Raw genomic sequence first — 19,972 nt, forward strand, 5'->3', positions numbered from 1 at the left:
CGCGCGGGGCCGCATCCGGGACCCCCGTGCGTCCGGCCACCCGGAAGCGGATGGCCGGACGCACGGGACGGATCGGCTGGCTGCTCGTCGCTCCCGCCCTGTTCTTCTACGCCGCGTTCGTGCTCTGGCCGCTCATCCAGGGCGTCCAGTACTCGTTCTACGACTGGAACGGCATCGGCGCCTCGACCTGGGTCGGGCTCTCGAACTACCTGACGGTGTTCACCGATCCCGACCTCCTCGGCGCCATCCGGAACGCGTTCATCCTCATCGCGTTCTTCACCGTCATCCCGGTGGTGGCGGGGCTCGTGCTCGCCACGCTCATCCGCTCCATCCGGGCCGGGTTCTTCTCGAGCCTCTCGCAGACGGTGCTCTTCCTCCCGCAGATCATCCCGCTCGCCGCCGCCGGCATCGCCTGGTCGTGGATGTACGCCCAGACCGGCGCGGTCAACCAGATCCTGGGATGGATCGGGCTGGGCGGTCTCGCGCGCCCGTGGCTCGGCGACTACCAGACCGCCCTCCCGTCCGTCGGACTGATCGGCTCGTGGACGCTGACCGGCCTGTGCACCGTGCTGCTCCTCACCGGCATCGGCAAGATCGACGCCTCCCTCTACGAGGCCGCGCGGCTCGACGGGGCCGGCTGGTGGCGCGAGTTCTTCACGATCACCCTCCCCGGCCTCCGCCAGGAGCTGGCCGTGCTCATCACCATCACGATCATCGCCGCGCTCAGCAGCTTCGACATCATCTACACGACCACTCTCGGCGGTCCCGGCCGAGCCACCCTGGTGCCCGGCATCTCCATCTACCGGATCGGGTTCACGCAGAGCGAGGTGGGGCTGGCCTCCGCTTTCGGCATCGTGCTCATGATCCTCGTCCTCGTGGTCGTCCTCCCGATCCAGCGCCTCTCGAAAGTCCGTGACCAATGATCGTCAATCCCGTCGAGAAGTGGACCGGCCGCGTGCTGCTCGTCCTCGTGCTCGTGCTCACCGTCATCCCGCTGCTGAACATGGTGTCGGCGGCGCTGCAGCCGGCCGACGTCAACCCGACCGGTCTCGCGTGGCCGACGAACCCGCAGTGGGGCAACTTCGCCGAGGCGTTCAACACCGGTCATGTCTGGGAGCTCCTCGGGTCGAGCGCCCTCATCGTGCTCGGCGTCGTGCCGATCAGCCTCGTCATCGCGAGCCTCGCCGGCTACGCGCTCGGCAGCCTCCGGATGAAGGGGTCCCGCGCCCTGCTGATCCTGTTCGTGCTCGGGCTCACCATCCCGTTCGAGGCGCTGATCATCCCGCTCTACTACGAGATGCAGTCGCTCAACGTGCTGAACACGCAGTGGGCGATCATCCTCCCGCTGATCGGGCTGTTCATGCCGTTCAGCGTGTTCTGGATGCGCGCCCACTTCGTCGGAGTGCCCACCGAGCTGTCCGAGGCGGCGCGGGTCGACGGCGCGGGGATGTGGCAGGAGCTCCGGCTCATCCATCTTCCCCTCGCGCGTCCGGCGCTGTCGGCGCTCGGCATCCTGCTGTTCCTGTGGACGTGGAACCAGTTCCTGCTGCCCGTCGTGCTCATCGCCGACCCGCTGCAGCGCACGGTTGCCGGAGCGCTGACGTTCTTCCAGGGGCAGTACAGCCTCAGCATCCCGCTGCTGAACGCGGGAGCGCTGATCATCATCCTGCCGACGATCCTGGTCTTCGTCATCTTCCAGCGCCAGTTCATCAAGGCGCTCATCCAGGGCGCGGTCAAGGGCTGACGGATGGGGTTCAGCAGAGACGGTCACTGGGTCTGGGATTTCTGGGTCGCCGACGACGGCGACCTCTTCCACCTGTTCTACCTGCACGCGCCGGTGTCGCTCGTCGACCCGGACCTGCGGCACCGCAATGCCAGGATCGGGCACGCCACCTCGGCCGACCTCGTCGACTGGGACGATCACGGGACGGTGCTGGGCCCCGGGGGTCCGGGCGACCTGGACGCCTCGGCGACCTGGACGGGCAGCGTCGTCCGCGGCGACGACGGCGCCTGGCGGATGTTCTACACCGGGTCGGCGTTCCTCTCGGCGGCCGAGATCACCAACATCGAGACCATCGGCGTCGCGGTGTCCGACGACCTGTTCCACTGGCGCAAGGACGATCGGCTGCGGCTGCAGGCCGACCCGCGCTGGTACGAGGTGCTGCCGGACCGCACCTGGCACGAGGAGGCGTGGCGCGATCCGTGGGTGTTCCGCGATCCCGGCGGAGAGGGCTGGCACATGCTGATCACGGCCCGCGTGCGTGACGGCGCGTCCGTCCGTGACCGCGGCGTGGTGGGCCACGCGGTCTCGCCCGACCTCGTCGACTGGCGGGTGCAGTCGCCCCTGACGGAGCCGGGAGCGGGGTTCGCGCACCTGGAGGTGCCGCAGAGCGTCCGGCTGGACGGCCGCGATTGGCTGCTGTTCTCGTGTGACACGGCGCATCTCGCCGGCGAACGTTCGGACGGCCCCGGCGGGATCTGGATCGCGCCATCGGCGTCGCCGCTCGGGCCGTTCGAGCTCGAGGCGGCCGACCTGCTTCTGGACGAGCGTTACTACGCAGGGCGCGTGGTGGTCGATCGCGATGGGTCGCCGCACCTCCTGGCGTTCGAGAACACCGGGGAGGCGGGCGGTTTCGGCGGCCGGATCACCGACCCGATCAGGCTGACGACGGAGCCGGACGGCTCCGGAGGGATGCGGCCGAGAGCTGCGATCGACGAAACGGAGACGAAGACCAGATGACCGACGTGATCGAGGGCACCGCAGCGACCGGCTTCGAGGAGGTCGGCTCGGCGTTCGCCGACGCCTTCGCCGGGAGGCCGACGATGGGCGCGGCCCTGTCCGTCCGCGTCGACGGCCGGCCGGTGGTGCAGCTGTGGGGCGGCGTGAAGGACGAGCGCGACGGACAGGCGTGGACGGCGGACACGGCATCGGTCGTGTTCTCGTGCACCAAGGGCGTCATGTCCATCCTCGTCGCCCGCCTGGTGCAGGACGGCCTGCTCGACTACGAGGCGCCCGTCAGCCGCTACTGGCCCGAGTTCGCCGCAGCGGGGAAGGGCGACGTGACGGTCGCCGAGCTGCTGTCCCACCGCGCCGGACTCTCCGCCCTGCGCGAGCGGCTCACTCTGGATCAGGCGCTCGACTGGGAGACGGTCACCGGGTTCCTCGCCGCCCAGGAGCCGCTGTGGAGGCCGGGTTCCGGCTACGCCTATCACGCGCTCACGCACGGCTGGCTGGCGGGCGAGCTCGTCCGCCGCGTCACCTCCACGATGCCCGGCGCCTACCTGGCGTCGGTCGCCGCGCCCTGGTCGGACGACCTGTGGATCGGGCTGCCGGCCGGCCGCGCCGACCGCGTCGCGCACCTGCAGGCGTCGGAGAGCCAGCGCGAGGCCGGAGAGCAGCTGGAGCAGGCCGAGTCGCCGTGGACGGCCCTCGCGATGACGCTCGGGGACGCCTTCCCGCCGGAGCTCGTGACGCCGGAGGGCGGCTTCAACGACCCTCGGGTCCGGGCCGCGCAGATCCCCGGCGCCGGCGGGATCGCCACCGCGGACGCCCTCGCGTCCCTCTGGTCGTCGACCGTCGTCGAGACCGACGGCGTTCGGGTGCTGGACGACGATGTGCTGGATGCGGGTCTCATCCCGATGAGCGGCGGTGAGCCGGTGTTCCCGACGCCCGGGCCGTGGCCTCGGTGGGCGCGCGGCTTCCAGCTGGACTCGGAGGCGCGGCGGTACCTCGGTCCGTCGAGCCTGGGACACGACGGAGCCGGTGGCCAGGTCGCCTTCGCCGACCGCGACACGCGCGTCGGGTTCGCGTTCGTCACCAACTGGATGGAAGCGGGAGCCGACGAGCGGGCGACGAACATCGTCGCGGCGCTGAAGCGCGCGCTCGCGGGCTAGCCAGCCCCGCCCTCCGCTGAAGTGCACGTAGTGGTGGCTATTCCGCCGGGATAGCCGCCACTACGTGCACTTCGACGCGGGATTCGCGACCGACCTCGTGCTCGTGGAGGGACGAGGCGAGCATCTCCATCCCGATGCCCGGGGCCAGCGGCGCGCGGTAACGTCCGCGGGTAACCTCGGCCGGGGTGACGAAGTGCTCGTGCAGGTGCGTCGTGTACTCGATCATCCGGCCCTCCTGGCTGCCCGAGACGGCGACGAAGTCGAACATCGAGAAGTGCTGCACCGCCTCGCACAGGCCGACGCCGCCGGCGTGCGGGCAGACCGGGACGCCGAACTTCGCCGCGAGCAGCAGGATCGCGATGTTCTCGTTGACCCCGGCGACGCGGGTCGAGTCGATCTGGACGATGGATGCGGCGCCCGCCTGCAGCAGCTGCTTGAACAGCACCCGGCTCATGCCGTGCTCGCCGGTCGCGATCGGCACCGGCGCCACGGCCCGGGCGATCGCCGCGTGCGCGAGCACGTCGTCCGGGCTGGTGGGCTCCTCGACCCAGGCGAGGTCGAAGGGCTGGAGGGCGCGGATCCACTCGATGGCCTGGTCGCGATCCCAGCGCTGATTGGCGTCGATGGCGATCCGGATGTCGGGGCCGACCGTGTCGCGGGCCACGCGGAGGCGGCGGAGGTCGTCATCGAGCCGGTCGCCGACCTTGAGCTTGATCTGCGTGAAGCCGTCGTCGACCGCCTCGCGCGCCAGGCGCCGCAGCTTCTCGTCGGAGTAGCCGAGCCAGCCGGGTGTCGTCGTGTATCCGGGATACCCGTCGGCGAGCAGTTCGGCCTCGCGCGCAGCACGGCCGGGCTCCGCCGCGCGCAGCAGCTCGAGCGCCTGCTCGGGGGTGAGGGCGTCGGTGAGGTACCGGAAGTCGACGAGCGAGACGAGCTCTTCCGGCGACATGCGGGACAGCAGCTGCCAGAGGGGGAGGCCCGCGCGCTTGGCCTTGAGATCCCAGAACGCGTTCACGACGGCGCCGATGGCCATGTGCATGACGCCCTTCTCGGGGCCGAGCCAGCGCAGCTGCGAGTCGTGGACGAACTCGCGCCAGAACCCGCCGAGGTCGTCCAGGATCGCCTCGACGTTCCTGCCCTCCACGCGGTGGGCGATGGCCTCGATGGCGGCGACCTGGACGTCGTTGCCGCGGCCGATCGTGAACACGAAGGCGTGGCCCTCGTGGCCGTCCGGGGCGTCGGTCGTAACGCGCAGGTACGCGGCGGAGTAGTCCGGGTCCGGGTTCATCGCGTCCGACCCGTCCAGCAGGGCGGATGTCTCGAACCGCACATCCAGGGTCTCGAAGCCCGTGACGATGCTCACTCCGTTGTCCTCTCGCTCGTCCTCCTCAATATCCTATTGGATATAGTCCAACGAGCGCCAGCAAGACACATCGTGCACGCGGGAAGTGCGACCGGCCAGGAGGTGTAGTGGTCGGCGGGGTGACTCAGGCGTGCGCCAACGGGGTGCGTCGCACGTGATCCTTTGCGGTCGCCGCCAGCACTTCGGCGATGCGCTCCACCCCGGCGTCGCCGCGGAGGGAGGAGCGGTAGGCGACGTCGATGTGCCGCTGCAGCGGGAGTGTGGGCGCGCACAGTGTCACGCCCTCAGGGACCGACGGGACGGTGAGTCCAGGCACGAGCGCGACACCGGCTCCCGCGGCGACGAGTTCGAGCTGTGCGGCGAAGTCGACGCTCTCGGCCACGACCCTCGGCCGGAAGCCGGCCAGCCCGCAGGCGCGATCCACCATCTCATAGCAGGTCAAGTCCGCCTGCGGCGCCACCCACGAGTGCTCGGAGAGATCGGCGATGTCGACCATCGGAGCCGCCGCGTCGTCGTCGGCGCGGATCGCCAGCCAGACCCGCTCGCTGACGAGCCGGCGGCCCACGATGCCGTCCGGGAGGCGGCGGGGGACATTGGAGTACGAGTGGACGACGGCCACATCCGAGAGCCCGCTGAGCAGATTCGCGAGGGCTTCCGCCGGCTCCGGCGTGCTCAGGTTCAGCTGGATGCCGGAGTGCTCGGACAGGTGCCTCCAGGTGTCGGCGACGAAAGTCCGGGCAGCCGAAGGGAAGGCGGCGAGCCGGTAGGTTCCGGCCCTCCCGAGTCGGAGGGATTCCACCTCGAGCTCGGCGAGCGAGAGCCGGTCCAGTACATCCCGCCCGTGCTCGGCGAGCAGTCTCCCGGCTGGCGTGAGCGCCAGGCGCCGCCCCTGACGCTCGGTGAGGGTGACGCCGAGCTCCTTCTCCAGGGCGGAGAGCTGCATCGAGATGCCGGGCGCCGTCAGCTGAAGCTCCTCGGCGACCGCCGCGATGGTCCCCAGCCGATCCAAGTCGGCGAGCATCCGGAGCTTGCGTACATCTATCATCTGTGAACTTTAGCATTCAGAGCTTAAGGCCGAATCGATGCTGAGCTCAGACGGCGAGAACGTCACACAAAACTAAGCGTGAGTGAGTTATCGCATAAAGATTATTCACTTGTGCTGTATGGAACACGTCAAGAATCCTTGGAGAGTGAAAGCGAATCGCGGAGTCTTGGGCGGTCTGGCCGTCGTCGTGCTGTGGGCCAGCGCCTTCCCTGCTATCCAGGTGGCCGCGCCGGCCTTCGGTGTGATCGGGCTCTCGTTCGTCAGACTCGCGGTGGCGATGATCGCGCTCCTGGCGTTCGCAGCGGTGAAGCGGGTCAGGCTCCCGAGGCCGCGCGATTTCGGTTGGATCGTCGCCGCTGGATTCTTCGGGATGACCACCTACCAGCTACTCCTCAACGAGAGCGAGCTGCACGTGCCTGCGGGGACGGCGAGCATCATCGTCGCGGCCGCACCGCTCGTCTCGGTCGCGGTCGCCTTCCTCCTCTTCCGCGAACCCGTCACGCGGTTCACCGTCGTCGGCAGCCTGATCGCCCTGGCGGGGGTGGCCGTTGTGTGCCTGGCGCGAGCAGGCGTGTCGCTGTCCGCCTCCGTGTGGATCGTCGTCGCGGCGATGGTCGTACAGGGCATCTATCATCCCCTGCAGCGGCCGCTGTTGAAGACCTACACCGGTCTCGAGGTCGCCACCTACACGATGGTCGCCGGCACCGCGATGACGCTGCCCCTCGTCCCGTTCGGGTGGGGGCGGCTGGTCGAGGCGTCGCCGACAGGATGGATAGCGGCCGTCTACCTCGGTCTTCTGCCGTCCGCGCTCGGGTTCGTGCTCTGGGGCTACGCGGTCGGCCATCTCCCGATGGCGATCGCGACCTCTCTGCTCTACCTCGTCCCGCCGATCGCGGTGTTCATCGCCTGGGTCTGGCTGGGCGAGATCCCGCTCCCCACCGAACTGATCGGCGGCCTCATCGTGATCGCAGGCGTCGTCGTGATCTCGCAGGGCGCACGCCTCGTCCGGCGCGCCCATCGCCGTCAGCCGGCGACGGTATCCATCGAGCGCTGATCGTGGAATCGAGCAGTGGAGAAAGCGCGACGGGAAGAGGGACCCTAGCCGGCCTTCTCGGCCTCGGCGAGGCTCGCGGAGATGCGGGCGTACGACTTGGTGATGTGGTCGAGCATCGCCTTCTCGGCCGAGGCGGGCTTGCCGCTGCGCAGCGCCTCGAGGACGGCCTCGTGCTCGCCCGACGTCTCGTCCACGACGCCGTGCTTGAAGTAGATGCGGTACTGGTGCATGTGCGAGCGGAGGCGCCCGATCGCGTCGGCCAGCAGGGCGTTGCCCGAGTGCTCGGCGATGATGCGGTGGAACTCGGCGTCCTGGTTGGCGAAGTCCTTGTAGTCCTTGAAGCGGTCGCCGCCGGTCTGCGCCGCCTGGCCGCTGCGGTGCATGGCGTCGCAGAGGTCCTCCAGCTGCTTCAGCGTGTCCGCATCCAGCTCGCCCGCCGCGTTGCGGGTCGCGTACGGCTCCAGCAGCCGCCGCATCTCGAACAGCTGACGCAGCCCGTCGCTGTCGAGCAGGGGCGCCGCGGTGTAGCCCTTCAGGGCCTTCTTGACGACTAGGCCCTCCGACTCGAGGCGCGCGAGCGCCTCCCGGACCGGGGTGGGGGAGACGTTGAGCTGGCGGGCGATGCCGTCGATGCTGGCGCGGCTGCCCGGCTCGATCACCTGGTCCATCAGCAGGCCGAGGACGGCGTCGTACACGTCATCGGCCAGCGCCCGCCGCGCCGGCAGGAAGTGTTCCCCCGATTGGATCGTCATGTGCACATCCTAGGTCGGCGTCCGAAGAACCGAGAGGATAGAGGATGCAGGATCTTCACGGCAACAGCCCCTCCTCCCGCAGCTCCCCCCATACCGCCTCGGGCACCGGGGGAGTGGACAGCAGGGCGTTCCGTTCCATCTGGGCCGGGGTGTCCGCCCCCAGCACCACGGTCGAGACCGCGGGATGCCGCAGCGGGAACTGCACCGCCAGCTGCGGCACCGTGACGCCGTGACGCTCGGCGACGTCGGCGATGCGGTTCACCCGCGCGATCAGCTCAGGCGACGCCGCGCCGTAGACGAACGTCGCGTCGGGCGCGGGCCGGTCGGTGGCGAGGATGCCGGAGTTGAAGACCGCCGCGACGGCGACCGACACTCCTCGCTCCTGCGCCGCGGGGAGCAGCTCCTCCTCGGCGGAGGGGTCGAGCAGTGTGTACCGGTTCGCGCACATCACGATGTCGAGGTCCGTCTCGCGGACGAAACGGGTGAGCATGGCGGTCTGATTCATCCCGGCCCCGTAGGAGCGGATGACGCCCTGCGACCGGAGCTCGTCGAGCGCCGGGAAGGCGCCCTCCAGTGCTTCCCGCTCGTGATCGTCCGGGTCGTGGACGAACAGCACGTCGATGCGGTCGACACCGAGGCGTCGCAGGGAGTCCTCTACCGAGCGGAGCACGCCGTCGCGCGAGTAGTCGAAGCGGCGCCGCAGGGTCGCGGGCACGTCGAACAGGTTCGCGATGTCGGTGTCTCCCGGCCGGTAGTCCGGGTTGGGATCGAGGACGCGGCCGACCTTGGTCGAGAGCACGTACTCGTCGCGCGGGAAGGCGCGCAGGCTCTCGCCCAGACGCTCCTCGGCGAGCCCCAGGCCGTAGTGCGGCGCCGTGTCGTAGTAGCGGACGCCCGCCTCCCAGGCGGCGGGGACGATGCGCGGCCACTCGTCTTCGGGCCGTGCGCTGTAGAGGTTGCCGAGGGCGGCGGCGCCGTAGCCGATCGGACCCACCGACAGCCCGCCCCGCCCGAACGCGCGCTTCGGGCCCATCAGGCGACCCGCAGGTCGTCGACGGCGTCCAGGTCCCACTCGATGCCGAGGCCCGGCTGCGACGGCGCGAGACCGTGACCGTCGCGGATCGCCATCTCGGTGCGGGTCACAGCGCGCAGCTGGGGGATGTGCTCCAGATAGAGCGCGTTGGGCACCGCGCAGCACAGCGACACGTGCAGCTCCATCAGGAAGTGCGGAGCCACCGCCACGTTGAACGCCTCCGCGAGGTGCGCGACCTTCAGCCACGGCGTGATGCCGCCGACGCGGGCGACATCGACCTGGACGATGGAGGCGGCACCCGACTGCAGGTACTCGCGGAAGTGGCCGACCGAGTAGATCGACTCGCCGACCGCGACCGGGACACTGGTCGACTCGGCGAGCCGGCGGTGCCCGGCGACGTCCTCCGCGGGGAGGGGCTCCTCGAACCAGAAGATGTCGAGCTTCTCGAACAGGGCGGCGCGGCGGATGGCCTCGGCCGCCGTCAGGGACTGGTTCGCATCCACCATGATGTCCATCCTGTCCCCGACGGCCTCGCGGACGGCGCTCAACCGCTCGAAGTCCTCGTGCGCGCGCGGCTTGCCGACCTTGATCTTCACGCCGCCGAGCCCGCGCCGCTGCGACTCGACCGCCTGAGCGACCAGCTCGTCCGTGCTGAAGTGCAGCCAGCCTCCCTCGGTGTCGTACAGCGGGATGCGCGGCTGCGCTCCTCCCGCCGCCACCCAGAGCGGCAGGCCCGCCGCCTTGCAGCGCGCATCCCATACCGCGGTGTCCACGGCGGCGAGCGCGAGCGAGGTGATCAGGCCGACGGTCGTGGCACGGGTGGAGGAGAACAGGGCGCGCCAGACGTCCTCCGGACGGTTCACGTCCATCCCGACCACCACGTCGAGCAGCGTCTCGCGCAGGAGGCTGAGGACGGCGGCGCCGCCGGTCCCGATCGTGTAGCTGTAGCCGATCCCCTCGACCCCGCCCACCGTGCGCAGCCGGACGAAGATGGTCTCCTGCTTGAGGAACGACTGCACCGCATCCGTGCGGACCGTCTCCACCTCCAGGTCGCTCAGCCAGGCCTCGGCGCTGACGATCGTGCCGTCGACGGCGGTGAGGGCGGCGGGCGGGGCGAGGCTCATGGGTGTCTGCTTTCTGGTGAGGGACGGGGAGGTCAGCGGCCGCCGAAGCCGCCGAGGGCGACGCCCTTGATCAGCTGGCGCTGCAGCAGCGCGACGATGATCAGCGACGGGATGATCGCGATGGTGGATGCGGCCATCATCAGGCTCCACTGGGTGCCGTGCTCGCCGGTGAACATGGAGAGCCCGAGGGGCACGGTCGCCAGCTCCTGGCTGTTGATGATGATCAGCGGCCACAGGTAGGAGTTGTAGTAGCCGACGAACGAGAAGACGCCCAGCACCGACAGCGGGGCGGTGAGCTGCGGGAGCAGCACCGACCACAGGGTGCGGAAGCGCGAGGCGCCGTCGATCAGCGCCGCCTCCTCGAACTCGATCGGGATCGTCAGGAAGAACTGGCGGAGCAGGAACGTGCCGAACGCGGTGAACGCGAACGGGATGATCAGGGCCGTGTACGTGTCGACGAGCCCGAGCTGGTTCATCATGATGAACAGCGGGACGACCAGCACCTCCTGCGGGAGCACCAGCGTGAGCACGTAGAGCAGGAAGATGCGGTCGCGGTACTTGAAGCGGAGGCGCGAGAACGCGTACGCCGACAGCACCGCCACGATGACGGAGAGCAGAGCGCCGCAGATCGAGACGAAGAAGCCGTTGAAGATGAACCGGCCGAACGGCACCAGGGTCCACGCATCCACGAAGTTCGACCACTTCACCTCGGACCCGATGAAGGTCGGGTGGGGCGAGAACACCTCGGACTCCGGCTTGAGGGCCGAGAAGAACATCCAGATGAAGGGGAAAGTGAACAGCAGCGCGACGATGGCCATCAGCAGCGTGTTGAGCCAGGTCTTCGTCACGACGACGCGCTGGGCCGGCCGGAGTCCGTGCCGGCGGCCGTTCGTGCGAGTGCCCGCGCGTTCGAGCGTGTCACTTGTCATAGTTGACCCACCTCTTCTGGCCCGCGAACTGCAGGGCGGTGATGATCATGACGACGATGAACAGCATCCACGCCAGCGCCGACGCATAGCCGAGCCGGTCGAAGACGAAGCCGTTGCGGTACAGGTAGAGCACGAACGTGTTCGTCGACTCGCCCGGTCCGCCCTGGGTCAGGATCTGCGGCTGAACGAAGACCTGGAACGCGCCGATCATCGTCATCGTCATGGTGAAGAACAGCGACGGCGAGATCATCGGCAGGATGATCGACCGCAGCCGCTGCCAGGCGTTCGTTCCGTCCATCCGGGAGGCCTCGAGGATCTCCTTCGGGATACCGCCGAGACCGGCCGAGAGCACGATCACGTTGTAGCCGAACGACTGCCAGACCGACATCGCGATGACGGACGCAAGGGCGAAGCGGGAGTCGGAGAGCCAGCTGGGACCGTCGATGCCGATGCCGGCGAGCGCCGAGTTCACCAGGCCGTCGTCGCTGAGGAGCAGCCGCCAGACCAGGGCGTTCGCGACCATCGGGGTGATGGCCGGCAGGAAGAAGATGACGCGCCAGAACCCGGCGAACTTGATGCGGGTGTTGAGCCACAGCGAGACCGCCAGGGCGACGGCCAGGTTCAGGGCCGTGTAGACGAAGGCGAAGATCACCGTGTTGATCAGTACCGTGTAGAACGTCGGGTCGCTGAACAGCTTCTGGTAGTTCGCCAGCCCGATGAACGTGGGGGAGCCGAACAGCGGCCACTCGAACAGGCTGATGACGAGCGACCCGAGCAGCGGGACCACGATGAAGAACGTGAAGCCGGCGAGACCCGGCCAGAGGTAGGCGAGGGCGACCAGGCCGTCCCCGCGGCGCTTGCGGCCGCCCCGGCGGGGAGGGGTGGGATGCGGCACGCCGAACGGGCGGGTCGGGGGCGCGGCGGGTGCCGCCGTCTCCTCGGAGACGACGGCACCTGTGACCAGGGGGGAGGTCATGCGCTACTGCCCGACCGACTTCTGGATCGTGCTCAGCACGTCCTTGGCCGTCTTGTCACCCCGGTATCCCTCGACGCCGTACTGGGTGAACAAGGTCTCCACCTGGTTCCAGGTGGGGGTGGTGATCTGCGCCGTCGCGTTCTTCAGCAGAGCCTGCACCGCGGCGTACGCCTCCGGCGACTTGCCCTCGGCCCAGGCCGACTGGGCGTCGGCTCGGGAGGGCACGATGCCGCGCTTCTCCGCCTGACCCTTCAGGACGCTGGTGTCGGTCATCGCGACGATCGCCTTGAAGGCCGCGTCCGGGTTCTTGCAGTTCTTCGCGATGCCGAAGCCGGAGCCGGCCGTCATGCCGTGCGCCTCACCAGAGGTGCTCGGAACGATCGTCACGCCCATCGTGAACTTGGCGGCGTCGGCGAAGGTGCCGTACATCCACGGGCCCTCGATCAGCATGTCGACGGCGCCGCTGGTGAACGCCGACTGGGAGACGTCGGAGCCGTCCGCGGCCTCTGGCGCCTTCGCGATGCCCTCCTTGCCGACCAGGTCGAAGTAGGACTGCACCTGGTCCACCAGCTTGGAGTTGGTGAGGTCGAGCTTGGAGTCCTTCACGGCCTCCGCGCCGTCGGCGATGGCCCAGGCGTTCGGGATGAAGAAGCCGGGGGAGATCGCGAGCGCCTTGTGGTCGCCCGTCGTCAGCTTCTTCGCGTCGGCCAGGAACTGCTCCCGCGTGTAGGTGGTGCTCGGGAGCTGCAGGCCCGCCTTCGCGAAGTTGTCCGCGTTGTAGTAGAGGACGATCGGCTCGGCGTCGTAGGGGATCGCGCGGATCGTGCCGTCCACCGTCATGCCCTTGAGCATCGACTCGTCGAACTTCGAGGTGTCGAGCTTGTTCTTCTTGATCAGGTCGTTCAGCGGCATGAGCAGTCCCGAGAGCTCCTGGGCCCGCGCGGCCTGGGTGGTGAGCAGGCAGGGCGGGTTGGAGCCGCTGAGGCGGGTCTTGACCTTGGTCCAGTAGTCGTTGAAGCTCGGGCCTTCGATCGTGACGTCAAGGTCGGGGTCGACCTTCTTGCCGAGATCGATGAAGCCTTCCCACTGGTCGCGGTCGCTCTGACTGCTGACCCAGGTGTACATGCTGATCGGGCCGCCCTTGGCGTCGCCCCCGCTGCCGCCGGCGCAGCCGGCCAGTGCGGTGAGTGCTCCGGTCAGCAGGACGGCGGTGCCGATCCTGGCCGCCCTGCGCTTGCTTCGTGGTGTCACGTGCTGTGCCTCCTCCATTGGATTCATCCAGGTGATCGCCTTGCGTTGGTGGTGCCTGTCGTTCTGTCTTCGTGAGGATCGTCCGGGGCGTCCTCGCCCGTCGGGTGGTTCACAATCCTATAGGGTCTACGATATAGGCCTCATGCGGAGCTTAGATCGGACCCGGTCGGCGGTCAAGAGGTCGGCCCGGTCTACGCGAAATCGATCGCGATGACATCGACGACCGCGCCCGATGCTGCCGGCGCCGGGATGTGCAGCTCGCCCAGCGGGTCGACTCCGGGCGCCGGCTGCTCGTGCACCTCCAGGTTCACGTCGTACGGAAGCTCCTCGCCGGTGGCCAGCAGGCGGACCCCCGTGACCCGGCCGACGGGGATGCCGCGCACGACGACCTCCTCGATCGGACGCATCACCAGGTGCAGGTACAGGGTCCCCAGCCGAGCGGTGGACGGACCGTAGAAGTCGACGCCGACGGTGGGGGAGACGTCCACGACGCTCTCGGCGTGCACGTCCATCCACTCGCCGATCTCCTCCAGGGTGCGCACCTGCGACTCGTTGAGGCTGCCGTCGCCCTTCGGTCCGATGTTGAGCAGGAGGTTGCCGCCGCGCGACGCCACCTCGATCAGTGTCGTGATCAGCGAGGTGGTGCTCTTGCTCTTGGTGTCGCCCGGCCGCCACGCCCACATCTGGCCGATGGTCATGCACAGCTCCCACGGCCCGTCGGGCGCGGTGACGGGGAAGCCCTGCTCGGGCGTCTTGTAGTCGCCCTGGCCGAGCAGGCGGTCGTTGATGACGACGTCCGGCTGCAGGGACTTGATCAGAGCGCGCAGGCCCGCGCTGTCCCACTCCTGCTCCGACCGCTCCCACTCCCCGTCGAACCAGAGCAGGTCGATGGTGCCGTAACGGGTGAGCAGCTCGGTGAGCTGGCCGCGCAGGTACTCCTGGTAGCGCTGCCACTGCTCGGGCGCCGCGCGGCGGTGCCGGTCGTCGGCGACCGGTGTTCCGGCGTTGGCCGGGTCCCCGGCGGCCGGCCAGTGCTCGAGAGCGTACGGCCGGTCCTCCATGCGGAACGCGGGGTAGTCCGGGTGGTTCCAGTCCGGGAGGCTGTAGTAGATCCCGACCCGGATGCCCTCCGCGCGGATCGCCTCGACGAACTCGCGCGTGATGTCGCGCCCGAAGGGGGAGTGCTCGATGCCGAAGTCGGACTGCTCGGTGTGGAACATGGCGTAGCCCGCGTGGTGGCGGGCAGTGAAGACGACGTAGCGGGCGCCTGCGCGCTTCGCGAGACGGGCCAGAGCGACCGCATCCCACTCGACCGGGTTGAAGGTCGCCGCAGTGGACTGGTACTCGTCGACGGTCACGGTGTCCTCGACGCCGTCGGAACCGGGGATGATGGAACGACCGACCAGCGGCCAGGAGATCTCGATCCCCTGCTGGCTGGCGTGGTCCCAGTGCACGAACAGGCCGAAGCCCGCACCGATGAACCATTCGCCTCCGGGCAGGCGGAAGTCGGTGGGCCGGACGAACGAGGCGGGGGGTGCGTCGAGCGCGGTGGTCACGGGAACTCTCCTTCGAGTGGGGGATCGCATCGTTGAACACGGATGCTATTGCCTATAGGATATGGATTCCGGACGCATCCCACAATCGCTCCGGCGCATCCATTCGACGACGAAGGAGACCACCCGTGGCCATGTTCACAGACGATCCCGTCCGCCCGGAGAACTACCGCCGGTTCGAGCGCGAGGTGCCGCAGTGGTTCACCGACGCCAAGCTGGGGATCTTCGTGCACTGGGGGCCGTACTCGGTGCCGGCGTGGGCCGAGCCGATCGGTGAGCTGGGCACGATCGAGAAGGGGTACTGGTTCGCGCACAACCCGTACGCCGAGTGGTACTACAACACCATCCGCATCCCCGGCAGCCCGGCTGCCGACCACCAGCGGGATGTGTACGGCGGAGCGCCCTACGACGACTTCATCGACCAGTGGGACCCGGTCGACTTCGACCCGGAGGCGTTCATCGCGCTCGTGAAGAGCACCGGCGCCCGCTACTTCGTGCCGACGACGAAGCATCACGACGGCGTGACCCTGTGGGATGCGCCCGGCACCGACGGCCGCAACACCGTCGCCCGCGGCCCGCGCCGCGACCTCGTCGGCGCCTTCGAGCAGGCGACCCGTGCGGCCGGCCTGCGCTTCGGCGTCTACTACTCCGGCGGGCTCGACTGGCACTACTCCGAGCTGGAGCCGATCACCGACGACGGCCAGGCCTTCCGCCGCCCCGTCGACGCCGGCTACGCCGAGTACGCGTACGAACACGTCGCCGACCTCATCGACCGCTACCGTCCGGATGTGCTCTGGGGCGACATCGAGTGGCCGGATGCGGGCAAGCCCAGCGGTCCGCACAGCATGGAGCGACTGTTCGAGAAGTTCTACGCCGCCGCCCCCGACGGCGTCTCGAACGACCGCTGGGGCGAGACGCACTGGGACTTCCGCACCAGCGAGTACCAGAACGGCACCAACGTCGAGGGCGCCGGCGCGTGGGAGAACTGCCGCGGGATCGGCTACTCCTTCGGCCACAACACGCTCGAGGACGAACGGCACATGCTGAGCGGCCCGGATGCGGTGAAGACCTTCGTCGACATCGTCTCGCGCGGCGGGAACCTGCTGCTCAACGTCGGCCTGACCGCTCGCGGGACCGTACCCGATCTGCAGCGCCGGACGCTGGAGCACCTGGCCGCGTGGAACGCGGTCAACGGGGACGCCGTGTTCGGCTCGCAGGTGTTGGACGCATCCATCGCCCGTCCGTCGGAGGAGCCGTGGGTGCGCTGGACGCGCGGCGGCGAGGGCGGCGGGTGCGACTCGGTCGCGAACGCGTTCGTCGACGCGACGGGCTCGGTGCGCCTCGAGGGTGTGTCGTCCGCGGTGGATGCGGGCAGCGCGCGGCTCGCGGACGGCACGCCGGTCGCCGCGACGCGGGACGGCGACGCCATCGCCCTGACCCTCCCGGAGCCGGCGGTCGCCGGGCCGGCCCTCGTCCGGTTCGACCTGGTCTGAGCCATGGCGATTGACGCGCACCTGCACCTGTGGGACCTGGAGCACGGGACCTACTCGTGGCTGTCCGACGCGGTCGCCCCGATCAACCGGACCTTCACGCTCGCCGAGGCGGAACCTCAGCTGCGGGAGGCCGGGGTGGACGGGGTCGTGCTCGTCCAAGCGGCGAGCACGATCGAGGACTCCGCGGCGATGTTCGCCGTCGCTGCCGAGTCGCCGCTGGTCGCCGGTGTCGTCGCGTGGGTCGATCTGCTCGACCCCGACCGGGTCGGAGAGCAGCTCGACCGCTGGGCGGAGGCGGGGCCGCTTGTGGGCATCCGGCACCTCATCCACGACGAACCCGACCCGGACTGGCTGGCGCAGGAGCCGGTGCGCCGGTCGCTCGGTGTGCTCGCCTCCCGCGGGCTGACGTTCGACGTGATCGGAGTGCTGCCGCGGCACCTGGAGCATGCGGTCGCGCTCGCCGACGAACTGCCGGAGCTGCGGCTCGTCATCGACCACCTCGGAACCCCGCCGGTCGGCGCGGAGCCCGGTGACTGGGGGAGTCTGATGGACTCGCTTGCGCGCCGCCCGAACGTCTTCGCGAAGCTGTCCGGCCTGACGACCCTCGGTCCGGCCGGGCGGGCGTCGGCGGCGGACCTGCGTCCGTACGTCGATCGAGCGCTCGCCGCATTCGGCCCGTCGCGCCTCCTCTACGGCGGGGACTGGCCGGTCTCGACCCTCGCGACGCCCTACGCCGAGACCATGGCCACCGCGCGCGCCCTCCTCGAGCCGCTGACCCCCGCCGAGCGCGACGAGGTGCTGTCGCTCACGTCGCGCCGCGCCTACCGCCTCCCCTGACCCGCGACATTCGTGCCGAATGTGCGGAATGCGGCGCTCAAAGCGCACATTCGGCACGAATGTGCGCGTCCTCGCCCCACCGCGGCGTGTGAGATTTGCGCCAAATCGCGGTTCTGAGCGCCGCATTCCCGCGATTTGGCGCAAATCGTGCGGGTGATCCGCCGTTGTCTGCGAGCACCCCGCGCTGACAAGCCCCGAGATTCGTGCCGAATGTGCGGAATGCGGCGGGCAAAGCGCACATTCGGCACGAATGTTGCCGCCCTCTCCCCATCGCTGCGTGTGAGATTTGCGCCAAATCGCGGTTCTGAGCGCCGCATTCCCGCGATTTGGCGCACATCGTGCGGGAGATCCGCCGTCGCTTGCGAGCACCCCGCGCTGACAAGCCCCGAGATTCGTGCCGAATGTGCGGAATGCGGCGGGCAAAGCGCACATTCGGCGCGAATGTGGGCGCCCTTACGGCGTTCGCCCGACTCCGCGGTGCGAGATTTGCGCTCAATCGCGGTCCTGCGCGTCACGTCCCGTGAAGATTTGCGCCAAATCGTGGTTTTGGGCGCCGTATTACCGCGATTTGGCGCAAATCTCGCGCGGAGGTGGCGTGGGTTGCCGCGATTTGGCGCAAATCTCGCGAGGGGATCAGGCGTCGGCGTCCTCGCGCGCAGCGGCGGGGGCGTTGCGGAGGGGTTGCAGGCGGGTGAGTTGGGTGACGTGGTGGGGGCCGAGTTCGGCGAGGGAGGTGACTTGGAGGAGTTTCATGGTGCGGGTGAGTTGGTCGGTGAGGATGTGGATGGTGCGGTCGACACCCTCCCGGCCGCCGGCCATGAGCCCGTAGAGGTAGGCGCGTCCGATGAGGGTGAACTTGGCGCCGAGGGCGTAGGCGGCGATGATGTCGGCGCCGTTCATGATGCCGGTGTCGATCGCGACCTCCGTGTGCCGGCCCACTTCCCGCACCACGGACGGGAGCAGGTGGAACGGGATCGGGGCGCGGTCGAGTTGGCGGCCGCCGTGGTTGGAGAGCACGATCCCATCCACCCCGTGGTCGACCAGGGTGCGAGCGTCTTCGAGGGTTTGCACGCCTTTGATCACGAGTTTCCCGGGCCACATGTCCCGGATGATCTTCAGGTCGTCGTAGTTGATCGACGGGTCCATCGCCGCATTCAACAGATCCCCGACCGTGCCGCCGGTGGACGACAACGACGCGAACTCCAGTTTGGGGGTGGTGAGGAAGTCGTACCACCACCACGGCCTGGGGATCGCGTTCAGAATCGTCCCCAGGGTCAGCTGCGGCGGAATCGAGAACCCGTTGCGTTTATCCCGCAACCGCGCCCCGGCGATCGGGGTGTCCACGGTGAAGAACAACGTGTCGAACCCCGCAGCCGCCGCCCGCTCCACCAGACCGTAGGAGATCTCCCGCTGCCGCATCACATACAACTGGAACCAATTCCGGCCGTGCGGGTTCGCCGCCTTCACATTCTCGATCGACGTGGTCCCCAGCGTGGACAGAGTGAACGGGATCCCCGCCGCCCCCGCAGCCCCGGCCCCGGCGGTCTCGCCCTCGGTCTGCATCAACCTCGTGAACCCGGTCGGCGCGATCCCGAACGGCAACGCCGACGGCCCACCCCAAATCTCACACGACGTATCCACCGTGGACACATCGCGCAAGATCGACGGATGGAACTCCACATCCTGAAACGCCTGCCTGGCCCTGGCCAGCGACAGTTCGCCCTCCGCGGCGCCCTCGGTGTAGTCGAACGCCGCCTTCGGCGTCCGCCGACGCGCGATCCTGGCCAGATCCTCGATCGTGAGCGCCGCCTCCAGGCGACGCTTCTTCGAATTCAGCTCCGGCTTCCGGAACTGCATCAACTCCAACAACTCCGCCGGACGAGGCAACTGACGATCGACCACCGGGCTACCTCCGCGGCCGCAGCGAGTACATCCCGCCGTCGACCGGCAGGATGACGCCGTTGCTCGACCCGGACGTCGGCGACGCGAGGTACGCGACCGCCTCCGCGACCTCCTGCGGCTGCACCAGGCGTCCGCTCGGCTGGCGTGCCTCGAGCGCCGCGCGCTCCGCATCCGGGTCGGCGGCGGAGTCGAGCAGGCGGCCGACCCACGGGGTGTCGGCGGTTCCGGGCGCGACGGCGTTGACGCGGATGCCCAGCGGCAGGCAGTCGGCGGCGATCGCCAGGGTCATGGCTGAGATGGCGCCCTTGGATGCGGAGTACAGGACCCGCTGCGGCAGGCCGGCCCAGGCGGCGATCGAGCTGGTGAGCACGACAGCGGGCGAGGGCGACTCCTTGAGGTGCGGCATCGCGTGCCGGATGGTGCGGGCCGAGCCGATCACGTTGACGTTGAGCACGCGCATCCACTCGTCGTCGTCGTTCGCCTCGATGTCGCCCTGCGCGCCGATCCCGGCGTTCGCGATGACGACATCGAGCCGCCCGGCCTCGGCAACGACCGCGGCGATGGCCTCCCGCACGCTGGCGTCGTCCCCGATGTCGCAGCGGATGCCGGTGTGCGGGGCGCTCACGGCGTCCGGGTCGAGGTCGAGCGCGAACACGCGCGCTCCCTGGGCGGCCAGCTCGTCGGCGATCGCCCGGCCGAGCCCGGACGCACCGCCGGTGACGGCGGCCACCAGGCCATCGAAGTGCGACATCCTTGTCTCCTTGCA

At 69.2% G+C, this 19,972-nt stretch carries 18 protein-coding genes; 7 read left to right on the forward strand and 11 right to left on the reverse strand.

All coding sequences use genetic code 11. The features are described from left to right. Nucleotides 1–50 precede the first annotated feature (50 nt). The 4 genes from AXZ95_RS03840 to AXZ95_RS03855 are packed head-to-tail and all read left to right on the forward strand — an operon-like array spanning nt 51 to nt 3,894. A complete protein-coding gene (locus tag AXZ95_RS03840; RefSeq protein WP_018189690.1) occupies nt 51–923 on the forward strand; it encodes a sugar ABC transporter permease in 873 nt (290 codons plus the stop codon). After that, complete coding sequence (locus AXZ95_RS03845) at nt 920–1,744, forward strand: carbohydrate ABC transporter permease (protein WP_018189691.1); 825 nt, start codon at nt 920–922, stop codon at nt 1,742–1,744. Before AXZ95_RS03840 ends, AXZ95_RS03845 begins: the two co-directional genes overlap by 4 nt. Nucleotides 1,745–1,747: 3 nt before the next feature. Then, entirely contained in the window at nt 1,748–2,740 is a 993-nt protein-coding gene (locus AXZ95_RS03850) for a glycoside hydrolase family 68 protein (RefSeq protein ID WP_018189692.1), read from the forward strand. Beyond that, the gene (locus AXZ95_RS03855; protein WP_018189693.1) at nt 2,737–3,894 is read left to right on the forward strand and encodes a serine hydrolase domain-containing protein; all 1,158 of its coding nucleotides are present in this window, start codon (nt 2,737–2,739) and stop codon (nt 3,892–3,894) included. The genes AXZ95_RS03850 and AXZ95_RS03855 overlap by 4 nt, the downstream gene beginning before the upstream one ends. Nucleotides 3,895–3,931: 37 nt before the next feature. Here the strand turns inward: AXZ95_RS03855 and AXZ95_RS03860 are convergent, their stop codons facing one another. Both AXZ95_RS03860 and AXZ95_RS03865 read right to left on the reverse strand, forming a co-directional pair. Next, the gene (locus tag AXZ95_RS03860) at nt 3,932–5,257 is read right to left on the reverse strand and encodes an enolase C-terminal domain-like protein (protein ID WP_018189694.1); all 1,326 of its coding nucleotides are present in this window, start codon (nt 5,255–5,257) and stop codon (nt 3,932–3,934) included. A 124-nt stretch (nt 5,258–5,381) separates the two neighbouring features. Continuing rightward, nucleotides 5,382–6,302, reverse strand: a complete 921-nt coding sequence (locus AXZ95_RS03865; protein WP_043742045.1) for a LysR family transcriptional regulator — start codon at nt 6,300–6,302, stop codon at nt 5,382–5,384. Between the two features lie 145 nt (nt 6,303–6,447). Between AXZ95_RS03865 and AXZ95_RS03870 the strand changes: the two genes are divergently transcribed. After that, nucleotides 6,448–7,356 (forward strand): DMT family transporter, encoded by a 909-nt coding sequence (locus AXZ95_RS03870; RefSeq protein ID WP_026307040.1) that lies wholly within the window; start codon nt 6,448–6,450, stop codon nt 7,354–7,356. A 44-nt stretch (nt 7,357–7,400) separates the two neighbouring features. Here AXZ95_RS03870 and AXZ95_RS03875 read toward each other — a convergent pair whose 3' ends face one another. The 7 genes from AXZ95_RS03875 to AXZ95_RS03905 form a co-directional block, all read right to left on the reverse strand. After that, nucleotides 7,401–8,108 carry a GntR family transcriptional regulator gene (locus AXZ95_RS03875; RefSeq protein ID WP_018189697.1) on the reverse strand — a complete coding sequence of 236 codons (708 nt, stop codon included), beginning with the start codon at nt 8,106–8,108 and terminating at the stop codon, nt 7,401–7,403. A gap of 55 nt (nt 8,109–8,163) precedes the next feature. Then, nucleotides 8,164–9,141, reverse strand: a complete 978-nt coding sequence (locus AXZ95_RS03880; RefSeq protein ID WP_018189698.1) for an aldo/keto reductase — start codon at nt 9,139–9,141, stop codon at nt 8,164–8,166. Then, nucleotides 9,141–10,265 (reverse strand): mandelate racemase/muconate lactonizing enzyme family protein, encoded by a 1,125-nt coding sequence (locus tag AXZ95_RS03885; RefSeq protein ID WP_018189699.1) that lies wholly within the window; start codon nt 10,263–10,265, stop codon nt 9,141–9,143. The genes AXZ95_RS03880 and AXZ95_RS03885 overlap by 1 nt, the downstream gene beginning before the upstream one ends. Before the next feature lie 32 nt (nt 10,266–10,297). Further along, the gene (locus AXZ95_RS03890; protein WP_018189700.1) at nt 10,298–11,194 is read right to left on the reverse strand and encodes a carbohydrate ABC transporter permease; all 897 of its coding nucleotides are present in this window, start codon (nt 11,192–11,194) and stop codon (nt 10,298–10,300) included. Continuing rightward, nucleotides 11,184–12,170: a sugar ABC transporter permease gene (locus AXZ95_RS03895; protein ID WP_018189701.1), complete on the reverse strand. Its 987-nt coding sequence runs from the start codon at nt 12,168–12,170 to the stop codon at nt 11,184–11,186. The genes AXZ95_RS03890 and AXZ95_RS03895 overlap by 11 nt, the downstream gene beginning before the upstream one ends. A 3-nt stretch (nt 12,171–12,173) precedes the next feature. Then, the gene (locus AXZ95_RS03900) at nt 12,174–13,421 is read right to left on the reverse strand and encodes an extracellular solute-binding protein (RefSeq protein ID WP_231374333.1); all 1,248 of its coding nucleotides are present in this window, start codon (nt 13,419–13,421) and stop codon (nt 12,174–12,176) included. 191 nt (nt 13,422–13,612) lie between these two features. Further along, nucleotides 13,613–14,977, reverse strand: coding sequence for an alpha-L-fucosidase (locus AXZ95_RS03905; RefSeq protein WP_018189703.1), 1,365 nt, complete (start codon nt 14,975–14,977; stop codon nt 13,613–13,615). Nucleotides 14,978–15,108: 131 nt separating this feature from the next. Between AXZ95_RS03905 and AXZ95_RS03910 the strand changes: the two genes are divergently transcribed. Next, nucleotides 15,109–16,467: an alpha-L-fucosidase gene (locus AXZ95_RS03910; RefSeq protein WP_231374415.1), complete on the forward strand. Its 1,359-nt coding sequence runs from the start codon at nt 15,109–15,111 to the stop codon at nt 16,465–16,467. Between the two features lie 3 nt (nt 16,468–16,470). Continuing rightward, complete coding sequence (locus AXZ95_RS03915) at nt 16,471–17,304, forward strand: amidohydrolase family protein (protein ID WP_018189705.1); 834 nt, start codon at nt 16,471–16,473, stop codon at nt 17,302–17,304. 633 nt (nt 17,305–17,937) lie between these two features. Here AXZ95_RS03915 and AXZ95_RS03920 read toward each other — a convergent pair. Beyond that, on the reverse strand, nt 17,938–19,206 hold the full coding sequence (locus AXZ95_RS03920) for an alpha-hydroxy acid oxidase (RefSeq protein ID WP_018189706.1): 1,269 nt from the start codon (nt 19,204–19,206) through the stop codon (nt 17,938–17,940). Nucleotides 19,207–19,210: 4 nt separating this feature from the next. Next, nucleotides 19,211–19,957, reverse strand: coding sequence for an SDR family oxidoreductase (locus AXZ95_RS03925; protein ID WP_018189707.1), 747 nt, complete (start codon nt 19,955–19,957; stop codon nt 19,211–19,213). Between the last annotated feature and the right edge of the window lie 15 nt (nt 19,958–19,972).

The organism is Leifsonia sp. 115AMFTsu3.1 (assembly GCF_004362795.1).
Taxonomy (GTDB): Bacteria; Actinomycetota; Actinomycetes; order Actinomycetales; family Microbacteriaceae; genus Leifsonia.